The organism is Flaviaestuariibacter flavus (genome assembly GCF_004337505.1).
Classification (GTDB): Bacteria; Bacteroidota; Bacteroidia; order Chitinophagales; family Chitinophagaceae; genus Flavisolibacter; species Flavisolibacter flavus.
This window is the reverse complement of the sequence record NZ_SJZI01000008.1, coordinates 71203-85941: the sequence shown is the minus strand read 5'-3', so window position 1 is coordinate 85941 and position 14739 is coordinate 71203. Positions and strand designations below refer to the sequence as shown.

General features: G+C 56.1%; 14 protein-coding genes. 9 read left to right on the top strand and 5 right to left on the bottom strand.

Going from position 1 to position 14739, the window contains the following annotated elements; all coding sequences use genetic code 11:
- Positions 1 to 102: 102 nt before the first annotated feature.
- The 7 genes from pyrF (at position 103) to lolA1 (ending at position 7891) form a co-directional block, all read left to right on the top strand.
- A complete protein-coding gene (gene pyrF, locus EPD60_RS04590; RefSeq protein WP_131447315.1) occupies positions 103 to 966 on the top strand; it encodes an orotidine-5'-phosphate decarboxylase in 864 nt (287 codons plus the stop codon).
- A gap of 95 nt (positions 967 to 1061) precedes the next feature.
- Complete coding sequence (locus EPD60_RS04585) at positions 1062 to 1652, top strand: thioredoxin family protein (protein ID WP_131447313.1); 591 nt, start codon at positions 1062 to 1064, stop codon at positions 1650 to 1652.
- 108 nt (positions 1653 to 1760) lie between these two features.
- On the top strand, positions 1761 to 2939 hold the full coding sequence (locus EPD60_RS04580; protein ID WP_131447310.1) for an acyl-CoA dehydrogenase family protein: 1179 nt from the start codon (positions 1761 to 1763) through the stop codon (positions 2937 to 2939).
- Positions 2940 to 2971: 32 nt separating this feature from the next.
- Entirely contained in the window at positions 2972 to 3535 is a 564-nt protein-coding gene (locus EPD60_RS04575) for a shikimate kinase (protein WP_131447308.1), read from the top strand.
- Positions 3536 to 3659: 124 nt separating this feature from the next.
- Positions 3660 to 4046: a DUF423 domain-containing protein gene (locus EPD60_RS04570; protein ID WP_131447306.1), complete on the top strand. Its 387-nt coding sequence runs from the start codon at positions 3660 to 3662 to the stop codon at positions 4044 to 4046.
- Positions 4047 to 4162: 116 nt separating this feature from the next.
- Complete coding sequence (locus EPD60_RS04565; RefSeq protein WP_243647761.1) at positions 4163 to 6919, top strand: DNA translocase FtsK; 2757 nt, start codon at positions 4163 to 4165, stop codon at positions 6917 to 6919.
- A 303-nt stretch (positions 6920 to 7222) separates the two neighbouring features.
- Positions 7223 to 7891 carry an outer membrane lipoprotein periplasmic chaperone LolA1 gene (lolA1, locus tag EPD60_RS04560; protein WP_165871412.1) on the top strand — a complete coding sequence of 223 codons (669 nt, stop codon included), beginning with the start codon at positions 7223 to 7225 and terminating at the stop codon, positions 7889 to 7891.
- Positions 7892 to 8009: 118 nt separating this feature from the next.
- On the opposite strand, the gene EPD60_RS04555 is transcribed toward lolA1, so the two are convergent.
- Entirely contained in the window at positions 8010 to 8216 is a 207-nt protein-coding gene (locus EPD60_RS04555; protein ID WP_131447300.1) for a hypothetical protein, read from the bottom strand.
- Between the two features lie 156 nt (positions 8217 to 8372).
- Between EPD60_RS04555 and EPD60_RS04550 the strand changes: the two genes are divergently transcribed.
- Entirely contained in the window at positions 8373 to 10010 is a 1638-nt protein-coding gene (locus EPD60_RS04550) for a peptide chain release factor 3 (protein WP_243647760.1), read from the top strand.
- An 81-nt stretch (positions 10011 to 10091) separates the two neighbouring features.
- Here EPD60_RS04550 and purB read toward each other — a convergent pair whose 3' ends face one another.
- Positions 10092 to 11438: an adenylosuccinate lyase gene (gene purB / locus EPD60_RS04545; protein WP_131447298.1), complete on the bottom strand. Its 1347-nt coding sequence runs from the start codon at positions 11436 to 11438 to the stop codon at positions 10092 to 10094.
- A 201-nt stretch (positions 11439 to 11639) separates the two neighbouring features.
- On the opposite strand from purB, the gene EPD60_RS04540 reads away from it, so the two are divergent.
- Positions 11640 to 12386: a menaquinone biosynthetic enzyme MqnA/MqnD family protein gene (locus EPD60_RS04540; RefSeq protein ID WP_131447296.1), complete on the top strand. Its 747-nt coding sequence runs from the start codon at positions 11640 to 11642 to the stop codon at positions 12384 to 12386.
- A gap of 6 nt (positions 12387 to 12392) precedes the next feature.
- Here the strand turns inward: EPD60_RS04540 and EPD60_RS04535 are convergent, their stop codons facing one another.
- The 3 genes from EPD60_RS04535 to EPD60_RS04525 are packed head-to-tail and all read right to left on the bottom strand — an operon-like array spanning position 12393 to position 14733.
- Complete coding sequence (locus EPD60_RS04535; protein WP_165871411.1) at positions 12393 to 13247, bottom strand: alpha-1,2-fucosyltransferase; 855 nt, start codon at positions 13245 to 13247, stop codon at positions 12393 to 12395.
- A 4-nt stretch (positions 13248 to 13251) separates the two neighbouring features.
- Entirely contained in the window at positions 13252 to 14031 is a 780-nt protein-coding gene (locus tag EPD60_RS04530) for an FkbM family methyltransferase (protein WP_131447292.1), read from the bottom strand.
- Positions 14032 to 14037: 6 nt separating this feature from the next.
- Positions 14038 to 14733: a class I SAM-dependent methyltransferase gene (locus EPD60_RS04525; RefSeq protein WP_131447290.1), complete on the bottom strand. Its 696-nt coding sequence runs from the start codon at positions 14731 to 14733 to the stop codon at positions 14038 to 14040.
- Positions 14734 to 14739 lie beyond the last annotated feature (6 nt).

Here is a 14739-nt window from a genome sequence, read left to right as displayed (position 1 = left end):
GTAATGCGGTAATGCGGTAATGCGGTAATGCAAGGTGGTAGCGTACAAGTTACCAATAGACCAATTAACCAATAGACTAATTAACTACTTAACTTTTTTCACGTGACGCGGCAACAATTGATCGACCAGATTTTTTCCAAAGGCACTTACCTGTGCGTAGGACTCGATACCGATCCGGAGAAATTGCCGGAGCACCTGAAGGGACGGCCCGACGCGGTATTCGAATTCAACAAGGCAATCATCGATGCTACGCTTGCGTATTGCGTGGCCTATAAGATCAATACGGCTTTTTACGAAGCGCAGGGACTGAAGGGCTGGGATGCGATGGAAAGGACGGTACGCTATATCCCGGACACGCATTTCAGGATCGCCGATGCGAAGCGGGGAGATATCGGGAACACCTCCACGCAATATGCAAAGGCGTTTTTTGAAGCGATGCCCTTCGACGCCATTACTGTAGCGCCCTACATGGGGGCGGATTCGGTACTTCCCTTCCTGGAATATGAAAACAAGTGGACCATCCTGCTGGGGCTGACTTCGAATTCCGGAGCGCGCGACTTTGAGCTCCTCGACTGCAGCCGCAGCCAGGACGTCCTCGTCGACGGTGTACACACACAGCCCACGGAGCACGGCAAGCTTTTCGAGTTTGTACTGCGCAAAGGCAATGAGTGGGGGAGTGCCGGCAACCTGATGTTCGTGGTGGGTGCCACGCAGGCCGATGCCTTTGCCCGTATCCGCGAGCTCACGCCCGACCACTTCTACCTGGTGCCCGGTGTAGGCGCGCAGGGCGGATCGCTGAAAGATATTTCCGAGCAGGCGCTTAACAAAGATTGCGGGCTGCTCGTAAATGCAAGCCGCGCGATCATCTATGCTTCGGAAAAAGAAGACTTTGCACAGGAGGCCGGCGCCATCGCACAGCAATACGCCTACGAAATGAAAGGCTACCTCGCCGCGCTGCAACGCTGAGCACCGGTTTTTGCGGCTGGCTTTCGTCCTGTTAAAATTGATAACAGGAAAGTATACGTGTCACCGGCTGGCTTACCTTTCGGAAAACAACGCACATGCGCCGCATACTCTCCGCCACTGTCCTAAGCCTGCTCCTGGCCGGCGCCGCTGCCGCCCAGATCGCTGCCAGTCCCGAACTGCAGGCAGGTGCGCGAATTGCATCGGGCATCCAGACTGAAGCACCGGCCATCCCTTCTGCCGACGCCGTGCTGGCAGAGGCGCGCAAGGTTGCTGCGGCCGACAAGAAAAAGATATTGGTGCTCTTCCACGCATCCTGGTGCGGCTGGTGCAAGAAGCTCGAGAAAGCCCTCGATGACCCGGAAATGAAGCCGCTGTTCCAGAAAAACTATGTCATCCGCTGGCTCACGGTCTATGAGTCGCCGAACAAAAAAGCACTTGAAAACCCCGGCGCTGAAGACCTTCTGAAGCAATACAAAGGCAACGACCAGGGCATTCCGTATTTCCTGGTCTTCGACGGCAAAGGAAAAATGCTGGCGGATTCGCAGAAGTCGCCCGGTGAGAATATCGGCTGCCCCGCCGAACCCGATGAGATCGCGCACTTCGTGAAGGTGCTGCGCAAAACGGGGCAGTTCACCGACAGCGAGCTGCAGCAGATCGCGGAGCGTTTCAAAAAGAATAAAAGCTAAGCCTGTTGTTGAGGGCACGCCACCAGCAATACCATGTAGCCCGAACACATTAATTAGTCCGCCGAAAGCGGACTTTTGCGTTGCATCCGTTTCCTTACATTTGCCCGCATGGCAACCGATCAATTCACATCCCCCGACTATTTTCTGGTAGATGAACTGCTGACCGACGAGCACAAACTGATTCGCGAAACGGTGCGCAATTACGTGAAGAAGGAGATCTCCCCGATCATCGAAGACTATGCGCAGCGGGCGGAGTTCCCCGAGCAGATCGTAAAGCAGCTGGGAGAGCTCGGATGCTTTGGTCCCACCATCCCGGCAGAGTACGGCGGCGGCGGCCTCGACTATATTTCCTACGGCCTGATGATGCAGGAGCTCGAGCGCGGCGACAGCGGTGTGCGCTCCACGGCCTCCGTGCAGGGCTCGCTGGTGATGTTTCCCATTTATGCCTACGGCTCCGAAGAGCAGAAGCGCAAATACCTGCCTAAGCTCGGCTCGGGCGAATGGCTCGGGTGTTTCGGTCTTACCGAGCCCGACCATGGCTCCAACCCGGCCGGCATGATCACCAATATCAAGGATGCCGGCGACCACGTGATCCTCAACGGCGCCAAGATGTGGATTTCCAACGCTCCTTTTGCACAGGTGGCGGTAGTTTGGGCGAAGGATGAGGCAGGCGATATCCGCGGTCTCATCGTAGAGCGCGGCATGGAAGGCTTCCAGACGCCCACCACGCACGGCAAGTGGAGCCTGCGCGCCTCTGCCACGGGCGAGCTGGTATTCGACAACGTAAAGGTTCCGAAGGAAAATATCTTCCCCAACGTTAAGGGCCTCAAAGGCCCGCTGGGCTGTCTTTCCAAAGCGCGTTACGGCATCGCCTGGGGGGCACTCGGTGCGGCAATGGATTGCTACGATACGGCGCTTCGCTATTCGAAGGAGCGCATCCAGTTCGGCCGCCCGATCGGTGGCTTCCAGCTGCAGCAGAAGAAGCTCGCCGAGATGATCACCGAAATCACCAAGGCACAGCTGCTCGTGTGGCGCCTCGGTGTGCTCATGAACGAGGGCCGGGCTACCCCCCAACAGGTGTCGATGGCGAAGCGCAACTCCTGCGAGATCGCCACCAACATTGCCCGCGACGCCCGCCAGATGCTGGGCGGCATGGGCATCACCGGCGAATACTCCATCATGCGCCACATGATGAACCTGGAAAGCGTCATCACCTACGAGGGCACGCACGACGTGCACCTGCTGATTACGGGGATGGACGTCACCGGTTTTAACGCTTTCAAGTAAACCCTTTCGCCACATTTTTCGTTCTTACTGGTATGCCTGAAATCCTCCATACGACGACATCACCGGCCGATACCGCCGGCAACGGCCCGGGACGCATCTTCCTGGTGGGCTTTATGGGCTGCGGCAAAAGCCACTGGGGGCGCCAGCTGGCACCGGCGCTCGGCGTACCGTTTATCGACCTTGATGAAAAGATCGAGGAGAGCGCAGGCAAGAGCATCAACGACCTTTTTGCCGAGGAGGGAGAGGAGTACTTTCGCCAGGTAGAAAAGGAAACCCTGCACCTGCTCACTGAAAGCCATCCCGAATTCGTGATGGCCACCGGCGGCGGCACGCCTTGTTTCTATAAGAATATCGACTATATGAAGCAGGCGGGCCGCACCGTATGGATCAACTGCTCGGTGGAATGCCTGCATACCCGCCTCATGAAGGAGCGCGACAAGCGGCCGCTGGTGCGCGACCTCGGCGAAGACCAGCTGCGCGCCTATATTTTCCGCAAGTTCGGCGACCGCCGGATCTTTTACCAGCAGGCCGATATCATCGTGGAAACCGACGACCTGCAGCTGGCGCACCTGATGGACCGGATCGCACACGCGTGAGGGAATCTTTCGATTTACGATCTCCGATGTCTGATTTGTTTGGTGATCCCGGATTTGGCTGCCGCACGACCGGATCCGAGATCTGACATCTGACATCTCACATCCTCATTGTAGCTTTGCTGCAATGCACAAGACTTTTCTTTCCCTCGGAACGATACTCGCCGGCCTCGGCGTCATTCTCGGCGCCTTCGGGGCGCATGGGCTGAAGAAATATGTGGGCCCCGACGTGATCGCCACCTATCAGACCGGCGTTCAGTACCAGATGTACCATGCCTTTGCGTTGCTGCTGGCAGGCATCCTCTACGAGCGCTTCGGCGGCAGCGCCCTTAACTGGGCGGGCTGGTTGTTCCTCGGTGGCATCGTGCTGTTTTCCGGCTCGCTCTATGCGCTCGTTGCACTCAAAGCCACCAACCAGGTGGGGCTGCGCGGCATCGGCGCAATTACGCCTCTGGGCGGACTGCTGTTCATCGGCGGCTGGATTGCCCTGCTGGTGGGTATCCTGCGGCGATAATTTTTAATATATTGGCCGAAAACCGCTACCGGTCCGGCCGGGCGAATTATCTTTGTTTTATGGCGAACCGGCTGAAAACCCCACCACCACCCCCGCCTGCAGCGGATGAAATTGAAGTGCCTGCAGAAACCCCCGACGTAAAGGAGGCCGCGCCTGCCAAACCCAAAACGGCACGCAAGACCGCACCCCGCAGCAAAGACGCTGCCGGTAAGGATTCGGGCAAATTCAAGAAAGACCGCGAGGAATCCATCGATTTCAAAAAGCTCGCACGCGACGAGCGCACCTGGAAGATCATCGGCACCCTTTCGCTGCTGATGTCCATCTTCCTGTTTATCGCCTTTGTTTCCTATTTCTTCACCTGGAAGGAAGACCAGGACAAGGTGCTCCAGAACAGCGCCGGCTTCCTGGTGGACGATGAGTTGCGCGTGAGTAACCTGCTCGGCCGCCTCGGCGCCTGGGTAGCGCACTTTTTCATCTACCGCGGCTTCGGCATTTCGTCGCTGCTGTTCTGCACCTTCTTCTTTGTATGCGCCATCAACCTGCTCTTCGAGCGCAAGGTGTTCTCGGTATGGCGCAACCTCAAGTACATCACGTTTGGCCTGGTCATATCATCGGTGGCCTTTGCCTTTATTCTTCCTTCGCACTACCAGGGTGGCTACGAGTTTCCCTTCGGTGGACGCGTGGGCAATATGATCTCCGACTGGCTAGGCCGCTTTATCGGCTCGGTAGGCACCGGCGCCCTCCTGCTGGTGGTGGGTGCGTCCTACCTCATCTGGCAGTTCAACCCCAGCTTCAAAATGCCGGAACGCAAGCCGAAGCCGGCGCCTGCTCTGGCCGATACGGGCGACAGCCCCTTCCTGGAAGAAGTTCCCGAACCGCTTTCCTACGAGGAGCGCGAAGAATCGGAGCCGGTCAACGGCGCGAAGCTGATGATCGCCCCGGGCTTTGAAGACAAGCTGCGCGAGCCCGCCATCGAAGAAGAAGACCAGCCCGAGCGGCCCAACCAGCTGAAAGGTGAGGGCAGCATGCAGTTCATTCCTTCGGTCAACGATGCCTATGCCAACGTGGCCTTCGAGGTGATCGAGCGCGAAGAGGAAGGAGAGCCGGCTCCGGACCCCGAGCCGGAACCCGAACCGATGGAAGAAGAGCTGCCGCAGGAAAAAGAAATCGTTGCCGACATCCTGCATACGCACGACCAGGAGCCCGAGCCGGAGCCGCAGCCCAAAGTAGTGGTGCTGCCCCCGAAACCCGAGCCCAAGGCCGCGGCGGTGGAAAGCCTTGCCCTCGAGATCAAGGAAGCCGAGCCCGAGCCGGAGCCGGTTGATCACGAGGTGCTGCAGGAAGGTAAAGGCTATGCCGACCTCGCTCCTTACGACCCGGCGCTCGACCTGCGCGACTATAAGTACCCGCACATCGACCTGCTGGAAGTGCATGGCTCGGAGCGGGTGGAGCATGATCCCGCCGAGCTGGAAGCCAACAAGAACCAGATCATCAACACGCTGAGCAACTACGACATCAGCATCCAAAAGATATCGGCCACCATCGGGCCGACGGTAACGCTCTACGAGATCGTACCGGCGCCGGGTGTCCGCATTTCGCGCATCAAAAACCTCGAAGACGATATCGCGCTTTCGCTGGCGGCGCTCGGCATCCGCATCATCGCGCCCATCCCAGGCCGCGGCACCATCGGTATCGAAGTGCCCAACCACAAGAAATCGGTGGTGAGCATGCGAACCATGCTGGGCTCCGAAGAGTTCCGCAACAGCGGGATGCAGCTGCCCATCGCCATCGGCAAGAAGATCGACAACAAGCTGTTCGTTGCCGACCTCGCCACGATGCCCCACCTGCTCATGGCCGGTGCCACGGGCCAGGGTAAATCGGTCGGTCTCAACGCCATCCTCGTGTCGCTGCTTTACAAGAAGCACCCCTCGCAGCTGAAGTTTGTGCTGGTAGACCCGAAGAAGGTGGAGCTTTCCATCTACCGCCACATCGAACACCACTTCCTGGCCAAGCTGCCGGGCGAAGAGGAAGCGATCATCACCGACACCAAGAAGGTGATCTCCACGCTCAACGCGCTTTGCATTGAGATGGACAACCGCTACGACCTGCTTAAGGAAGCCGGTGCGCGTAATATCAAAGAGTACAACGAGAAATTCACCAAGCGCCGCCTCAACCCGCAGAAGGGACATCAGTACCTGCCCTTCATCGTGCTGGTAATCGACGAGTTTGCCGACCTCATCATGACCGCCGGCAAAGAAGTGGAGATGCCAATTGCGCGTCTTGCCCAGCTCGCCCGCGCCATTGGCATTCACCTCATCATCGCCACGCAGCGTCCTTCGGTTAATATCATCACCGGAACCATCAAAGCCAACTTCCCCGCGCGGATCGCCTTCAAGGTGTCGTCGAAGATCGACTCGCGCACCATCCTCGATACCGGCGGCGCCGAGCAGCTGATCGGAAAGGGCGACATGCTGATCTCCTACAACGGTGAGCTCGTGCGTCTTCAGTGTGCCTTCGTGGATACACCCGAGGTGGAGCGGATCAACGACTACATTGCCGACCAGCGCGGCTACCCGCAGGCCTTCCTGCTGCCCGAATACGTGGATGAGAAGGAGCTCGAGAAAAGCGGCGACTTCGATCCCAACGAGAAAGACCCGCTCTTCGAAGATGCCGCAAAACTGATCGTGGGTAACCAAATCGGTTCTACTTCGCTGCTGCAGCGCCGCATGAAGCTGGGCTACAACCGCGCCGGCCGCCTGATGGACCAGCTGGAGCGCGCCGGTATCGTCGGGCCGAACGTCGGCTCCAAGGCACGCGAGGTGCTGTTTAAGACGGAGACGGAGCTGATGGAGCACCTGATTATGTTAGGATAAAGAACAATTGAACAGGGAATAAAGAACAGGAAATTAGAAATAGAGTAAGGCAGTTGCTATAAGCAGCTGCCTTTTTCATTGAGTACGCGATCGGTTTCCCACTTCCCTGGTCCTTATTCCATATTCCCTGTTTTCCGCCGGCTCGTTAATTAAGGTTAATATCCTCGTTACAACGCTGTTAATCCGGGTTCAGCGCGGCTATATCGGTACATATCTTGCCCAAGGGCGGACGTTAATGGGCTATATTTGCCCGGCTTTTAAACCACCGGCACGCCAACGTGTCTTATAATCCTGATGAGTACTATGAAACGATTTGCTACCCTTGTTTTCGCCGTTGCAGCCCTGTCTGTACAGGCTCAAAAAGTGACCTCCAATAACCCCGTCAACAGCGACCCGGAAGCCAAGAAGATCCTCGACGCCGTGAGCACCCGTTTCCGTTCTTTTTCCGCCCCGAGCGCTTCCTTTACCTATAAGATCGAAAACGCCCAGGGCAAGAGCCTGTCGGCTAAGAAAGGTACCGTTGTGATGAAGGGACAGAAGTACCATGTTACCATTCCCGGTATGGAACTGTTTTCAGATGGGAAGCTGAGCTGGAGCTACGACCGGAGCGCCAACGAAGTGACCGTTAAGGATGTGGAAACCGCAACCGGCGAGATCACTCCGCAAAAGCTCTTCACCAACTTCTACGACCGCGACTTCCTTTATAAGCTCAACGGCGAGAAGAAAGAAGCCGGCAAAACGCTCCAGGAAATCGAGCTGACCCCGACCAACAAAACACGTCCCTACCATAAGGTGTACCTGTGGATCGACAAGAGCGCCAAAACCTTTTACAGCGCCCGCATCCTCAACAAGGACGGCAACCGATACAGCTATACCATCAACAGCATGAAGCCCGCTTCGGGTGCGTCGGATGCGGAGTTTGTATTCAACAAGGCGAAATTCCCCGGCGTGGAGGTTGTTGATCTCCGCTAACCGAAAAGACATAAAAATGAAAAGCCCCGGCGATAACGTCGGGGCTTTTTGTTGAGACGAGATTCCGAAAACCCAATTCACACACACTTAACCCGGATTTCTCACTCAAATACGTCGTTTATTTATTCGGGCGCTTCGGTCCACTCTGGCCGTTGCGCTGCTTCATGCTTTCGTTGTGATCGTAAGAAACACCAGCGCCATCGCTGTTCTTCAGCGGGCCGCGCTGCTCTTCGAAGTTCATTCCTTCAAAGCCTGCGGGGGCTTTCTGGCCCGGTTGGCTTTGCGGGCGTCCGGTGTTGCGCCCCTGGTTTCTTTGGTTTTCCATATCAGCTTGTTTGGTACCAGTAAGACGAAAATGGTGCCTCTTTTTGATAAAGGCGGCCAATGCTGCCCGTTGCGGAAAATGTGGGGCGCTGCTCCCCAAAAGTTGTTAAGCGGCTTTAACAAGGTGGGGTGTATCGCCTGAAATCTTAAACTTCAGATGAGGTACGGCAAACTCAAAACTCCCGTTTACCTTTGCACCCGCAATATGAAGTACCAGTCCGAGATCCAGAAGCGGCGCACATTCGCCATTATTTCGCACCCCGACGCCGGCAAAACGACCCTGACGGAGAAATTCCTCCTCTTTGGAGGCGCCATCCAAGTGGCCGGCGCTGTTAAAAGCAACAAGATCAAAAAGGCGGCGACCTCCGACTTTATGGAGATCGAACGGCAGCGGGGTATCTCGGTGGCCACCTCGGTAATGAGCTTCGAGTACCAGGGTACCCTCGTCAACCTGCTGGATACGCCCGGTCACAAAGACTTCGCAGAGGATACCTTCCGCACGCTCACCGCGGTGGACTCCGTTATCCTGGTGATTGACTCGGTGAACGGTGTGGAAGAGCAGACCCGCCGCCTCATGCAGGTGTGCCGGATGCGCAAAACACCGGTGATCGTCTTTATCAACAAGCTCGACCGCGACGGTAAAAACCGCTTCGACCTGCTCGAGGAAATTGAAAAAGAGCTATCCATCTCCCTGCACCCGATGACCTGGCCGATCAACCAGGGAAAGGACTTCAAGGGCGTATACGACCTGCACAACAAGAGCCTGCGCCTTTTTACGGCGAATACAAAGGCTACTGAAGACGATACCATTTCGATTACCGACCTGGGCGATTCCGTGCTTGACGACAACCTCGGCGAGCGCGATGCGGCCCAGCTGCGGGAAGACGTGGAGCTGATCGACGGCGTTTATGGTGAGCTCGACCCGGAAACCTATCGTGCCGGCGACGTGGCGCCGGTTTTCTTCGGCTCTGCTGTGAACAACTTCGGCGTGAAGGAAATGCTCGATGCCTTTATCCGCATCGCCCCGCCGCCGCAGGACCGCGAGACAAATACACGTCACCTGGCGGTGAGCGAGGACAAGTTCAGCGGCTTCATCTTTAAGATCCACGCCAACCTCGACCCGAAGCACCGCGACCGTATCGCCTTCCTCCGCGTATGCTCGGGCCGTTTTGAGCGCAACAAGTATTTCCACCACGTGCGCCTCGACAAGGACGTGCGTTTTTCGAACCCCTACACCTTCCTCGCCCGTGAAAAGAGCGTTGTCGATGATGCCTACCCCGGCGACGTGGTCGGTCTCTTCGATACCGGCAACTTCAAAATCGGCGATACGCTGACAGAAGGGGAGGACTTTTTCTTCACCGGCATTCCCACCTTTTCTCCGGAGATATTCAAGGAGGTGGTGAACAAAGACCCGATGAAAACGAAGCAGCTGGAAAAAGGACTGCTGCAGCTCACCGACGAAGGTGTGGCGCAGCTCTTCACCCAGTATGGCGGCAACAAAAAGATCATCGGCTGCGTGGGTGAGCTCCAGTTTGAGGTGATCCAGTACCGCCTGCTGCACGAATACGGTGCTTCGGTGGTGTTCAATTCCCTGCCTTTTTACAAGGCTACCTGGCTGAGCAGCAAAGACCCGAAAAAGCTCGATGAATTCGTTCGCTTCAAAAGTAACAACGTAGCGGAAGACAAGGACGGCCAACTGGTGTACCTCGCGCAGAGCGAGTGGTTCCTCAACACCGAGCGCACCAATAACCCCGATATCGAGTTTCACTTTACGAGTGAAGTGCATAAGTCGTAAAGCTGACCACTGATAAAAAAAGAAAGGATGCCTTTGGCATCCTTTCTTTTTTGCCGCGCATTGCGGTTTCATGATTCACGTTCAGAACTGCGGCGTGACTCCCGTATAATTCTCCGGCGTGATCTTCTTCAACTCTTTTTTCAGCGTGGCTTTCACATCGAGCCCGTCGATGAATTTGTGAATGGTTTCTTTGGTGATCTTTCCCTTGCCGCGCGTGAGCTCTTTGAGTGCTTCGTAGGGGTTGGGGTATTTCTCGCGGCGCAGGATGGTTTGCACCGCCTCGGCTACCACGGCCCAGTTGTTCTCCAGGTCGGCGCGGATGGCGTCGTTGTGCAGCACCAGCTTGTCGAGGCCTTTTTCGATCGAGCGGAAGGCCAGGATGGTATGTGCGAAAGGCACGCCGATATTGCGCAGGACGGTACTGTCGGTGAGGTCGCGCTGTAGGCGCGAAACGGGCAGCTTGGCTGCCAGGTGCTCCAGCAGGGCGTTGGCGATGCCGAGGTTGCCTTCGGCATTTTCGAAGTCGATCGGGTTCACCTTATGCGGCATCGCTGATGAACCGACCTCGCCCTTCTTGGTTTTCTGTTTGAAGTAATCCATGGAGATATAACTCCAGATATCGCGGCACAGGTCGGTAAGAATGGTGTTCACCCGCTTCATCGCGTCGAAGCCGGCGGCGAGGTTGTCGTAGTGTTCGATCTGGGTGGTGAATTGCTGTCGCTGCAGGCCGAGGCGCTCCTCGACGAATTCGTTGGCCAGCGCGATCCAGTCCTTTTTCGGATAGGCCACGCTGTGTGCATTGAAGTTGCCCGTGGCACCGCCGAACTTAGCGCTGAGCGGGATCTGCAGCAGTAATTCCACGGCGTTCTGGATACGTTCTACAAACACCATCAGCTCCTTGCCGAGGCGGGTCGGAGAGGCCGGCTGCCCGTGGGTGCGCGCCAGCATCGGCACCCCTTTCCACTGCACTGCCAGCAGGCGGAGCTCGGTGTTGAGGTTGAGCAGCGCCGGCAGGTACTCAAATTCAAGCGCTTCCTTCCAGGAAAGCGGGATGGCGGTGTTGTTGACATCCTGCGAGGTGAGTCCGAAGTGCACCCACTCTTTGGCCGCGGCGCCACCGCCTTTTTCGAGTTCCTCTTTCAGAAAATATTCCACCGCTTTTACATCGTGGTTGGTAGTGGCTTCGATCTCCTTGATGCGTGCTGCCTGCTCCGGGCTAAAATCGGCCTCAACGGCTTCGAGGTGGCGCGCCGCCGCGGCCGGCAGTCGGAAAAAGCCTTTGTCGGCAAGAAAGCGGAGATAGGCGATCTCGACGCGCAGGCGGTAGCGGATAAGGGCAAATTCAGAAAAATAGTCGGCGAGGCCGGAAAGCTGCCGGCGGTAGCGGCCGTCGATGGGAGCGAGGGCGGTAAGGGGACTCAGTTCCATACCGCGAAGTTAATGGGGTAATAGGGTAATGGGGAAATGGGAGAATCCAACGACGACAAAAGAAAACATGGTATACCCGCGGCGGCTTATTTGCTGATCGAGATTCCTGTAACCGATGTTGTCGGAATGTTATTACCCCCTCACCTCATTCTCCCATTACCCCGTTCTCAGTCTATCTTTGCGGCCTAAATTCGAAAGCCCTTGAAAAAGATCCGTGTGGCCGCCGTGAGTTACCTGAATACAAAGCCGTTGTTGTATGGTGTGAAGCGACACGAAGTGCTTGATGAGATAGAGCTTACCGAGGACTATCCTTCAAAGATCGCGCAGCAACTGATCGACGACGAGGTGGATATGGGACTCATCCCGGTGGCGGTGATCCCGCGGCTGCGAGAAGCGCATATCTACACGGATTTCTGCATCGGGGCCTCATCGCCCGTAGCATCGGTTTGTCTTTTCAGCGAAGTGCCGCTGGAAGAAGTCACCGAGGTATATCTCGATTACCAGTCGCGCACTTCCGTGATGCTGGCAACGATCCTGCTGAAGGAATACTGGAAAAGCAGTGCCACGCTGGTACGTGCCTCCGGCGAGGATTACCGCGAAAAGATCAAGGGTACAACAGCGGGCCTCGTGATCGGCGACCGGGCCTTTGAGCAGCGCCTCCGGTCCCCGTATATCTACGACCTCGCCGAAGCCTGGATGGCCCATACAGGACTTCCCTTTGTATTTGCGGCATGGATTGCCAACAAGCCCCTGCCGCAGGATTTTATAGCGCGCTTCAATGAGGCCAACGCCTTTGGGCTGGAGAACATCGATGCGGTGATCGCTGAAAACCCGTACCCGCATTATGACCTGAAGGTGTACTTCACCCGCAATATCGATTACCGGCTGGACGAGCCGAAACGGCGCGCGCTCGAGCTTTTTGTCAGCAAGGTCCGGCAATATTCCTGATGTGGACTATAGACGGAGCCAGGTGCCTGGGATGAGGTTCTGCGTGTCTTTCGGACCTTCGTTAAACCAGGTGTTCGGGGCAATGACCATCTTCTGCGCGTTGTCGTTCAACCAGGCGCCCCACCAGCTGAAGGAGCTGTTTGCTATGATATTATGCCTGCATTGCTGCATCAGGTAAAGGTCTTCGAAATGCGTTGCGCTAACCGGTCCCGAAACCAATTGCGCACCTTCAATGCTCAGGTTTTTGCGCACCCAGCCGGGATCATCTGTGAAGATGTAAAAGAGGGGTGCATTAATCCGTTCGCGGAGTAACTGCACTGCCGCTTCATAATATGCCAGCGGCTGAATGCCATGTACGCGCAGTGTTTCAGGATTCTTATAGTCGCCGCGACGGATATGAATAGAAACTGATTCTTCCGAGCGAAGCCGGCGACCCAGCTCTTCCACGGCCGGTGGCATTGGCTGTTGAAAGCGGAATTCCTGTCGGATAATCTCTGCCACCGGCTCAAAATAACGTGCGCTCTGAAAGTATCCGCGCAGGTAGACTTTCGCCGGCAACCTGAAAAACTGCTTGTCGTAATGAAAAAACGGCTGCTTGTAAAAGCGTTTGCGCTCATAGGGTGCAAGCCGGTTGCGTAAGCGGTCGAAGAAGCTATGCGGTTTCAGCGCCGCTACCTCTCCGCTGGTAGCCTTTCGTGCCGCCACTTTCATATGAAGCAGCTCAAAGTTGCGGAGCTGGTCTTCGTGGTAGTGGGTCGCATCGAAGGCAACTCCGGTACCATGCTTTGCCGCCAGGGCGCGGGCCGCAGCGTATTGGAACAACTGGTTTCCAAGCCCGCCTTTTAATTCCACAACGATCATAAACCTACCCGGCGCTTTTGAAATAAATGTCTCCGAATGATGTCGAAGTGAACGCCTCCGTGCGGATATGCAGCACAAACTCCTCGTAGGACATCCATTGCGGCAGCGCCCATTGCATCCGTTCGCCGATGCAATAGTTAAAACTACCCGTAGGTGCCAGCTCATGGAGCAAGTTCACGCAGGTGCGGAGGCCTTCCGCCACCTCTGGTACGCAATATTCCAGCGATACAACAGGTAACGGCTGGTGCAATCCCTTCAGCACCTCCGGCTCGAAGCCTTCCACATCGATCTTGCAAAAGCCCGGGACGCCGTGCTTCGCCACCAATGCATCGAGTGTGCTGATGGGCACCTTAATGGTATCTGTCCACCGGCTGTATTTAAAACGCTCTTTAGTATTTTCTATGAATTCAGTGCTGAAGGTGGAAACAGTGCTGTCGGTAGAAAGATGCATCTCCAGTTCACCGGGCGCGCCGGCCAGCCCGATGTTTTCGATCGTAATGCGATCGGCAAATTTCTGGCGGAGCACTGCTACGCAGGAAGGCTGTGGTTCTACGGCCACCACGCGGGCGCCACAGGCCAGAAAAGCATCTACGCGGTTGCCGACGTTAGCTCCGATATCAAATACGGTATCACCTGGCAGAATCAGTTTCTGGTAAAAGGCCACCCGGGCCGGCGCCAGCCCTGCCTCCAGTGCCGCCTGCGCAGCTTCGGCCTTCCGTTTCTTAAAAGCCAGGTAGGTTTTGTAGAAAGGCGTTGGTCGCAGCAATTTTTCAAGCAGTCCCATGATCGCTTATTTTTTTCGGGCAAAAACGTGAACGCCATACGACAGCAGTTCCGAAGAGCCTTTGTCTTTTTCCGACAGTCCTTCCAGCACCTTCAGCCAGAGATGCTGCACGCTTTTTTGGAAGAAACTCAGTTTGACTCCGGAATACCTGGAGGCCATTTGCTTCACGCGGCGCGTTTCCTGGGCAACAAACTCAAAATAGTTTCCATTCAGCTGCAGGTCCTCAATCGCAAAGCCAAAGTCAGGCAGGTGCTTCTCGTAGAAATACCGGTTGAAGCCGGTAGCGAAATGATAAGGTGCAAAGTGAGTAATCGACGCAAAGGGCGCCGTCAAAAGCAGGTAGCCGCCGGGCTTCACCAGACGTGAAAACTCACGGATCGCCGCCACTGCATCGGGAATATGTTCGAATACTTCCGTACACATAATGGCGTCAACCGATGCGTCGGGAAGCGGGATGGCAGTGATATCGGAAACGATGTCAAGCTTCGAGTTGTCCCAGGTGCCGGTATGGAGCCCCACTTCGCCCTCGCCATGATATTGTCCGAAATCCTGGGCAATGTATTTCAGGTGCCCGCAGAATTTTTTGAACTGGCTTTCACCCGCGCCGGCATCAAGCAGCGTGAGACCGGCAGGAATTTTCTTGAGTGTTTTTTCAATCCATTCAACCCGAACGGATTCATTGGTCGTACCTACAGAGAACATGTTGGC

Bases quoted from the DNA above. Each gene is read 5' to 3' on its own strand.
- EPD60_RS04585 (WP_131447313.1), top strand. From the start codon at position 1,062: ATGCGCCGCATACTCTCCGCCACTGTCCTAAGCCTGCTCCTGGCCGGC.
- EPD60_RS04555 (WP_131447300.1), bottom strand. From the start codon at position 8,216: ATGGAAAACCAAAGAAACCAGGGGCGCAACACCGGACGCCCGCAAAGC.
- EPD60_RS04550 (WP_243647760.1), top strand. From the start codon at position 8,373: ATGAGGTACGGCAAACTCAAAACTCCCGTTTACCTTTGCACCCGCAAT.
- EPD60_RS04575 (WP_131447308.1), top strand. From the start codon at position 2,972: ATGCCTGAAATCCTCCATACGACGACATCACCGGCCGATACCGCCGGC.
- EPD60_RS04530 (WP_131447292.1), bottom strand. From the start codon at position 14,031: ATGGGACTGCTTGAAAAATTGCTGCGACCAACGCCTTTCTACAAAACC.
- EPD60_RS04525 (WP_131447290.1), bottom strand. From the start codon at position 14,733: ATGTTCTCTGTAGGTACGACCAATGAATCCGTTCGGGTTGAATGGATT.
- purB (WP_131447298.1), bottom strand. From the start codon at position 11,438: ATGGAACTGAGTCCCCTTACCGCCCTCGCTCCCATCGACGGCCGCTAC.
- lolA1 (WP_165871412.1), top strand. From the start codon at position 7,223: ATGAAACGATTTGCTACCCTTGTTTTCGCCGTTGCAGCCCTGTCTGTA.
- EPD60_RS04570 (WP_131447306.1), top strand. From the start codon at position 3,660: ATGCACAAGACTTTTCTTTCCCTCGGAACGATACTCGCCGGCCTCGGC.
- EPD60_RS04535 (WP_165871411.1), bottom strand. From the start codon at position 13,247: ATGATCGTTGTGGAATTAAAAGGCGGGCTTGGAAACCAGTTGTTCCAA.
- EPD60_RS04580 (WP_131447310.1), top strand. From the start codon at position 1,761: ATGGCAACCGATCAATTCACATCCCCCGACTATTTTCTGGTAGATGAA.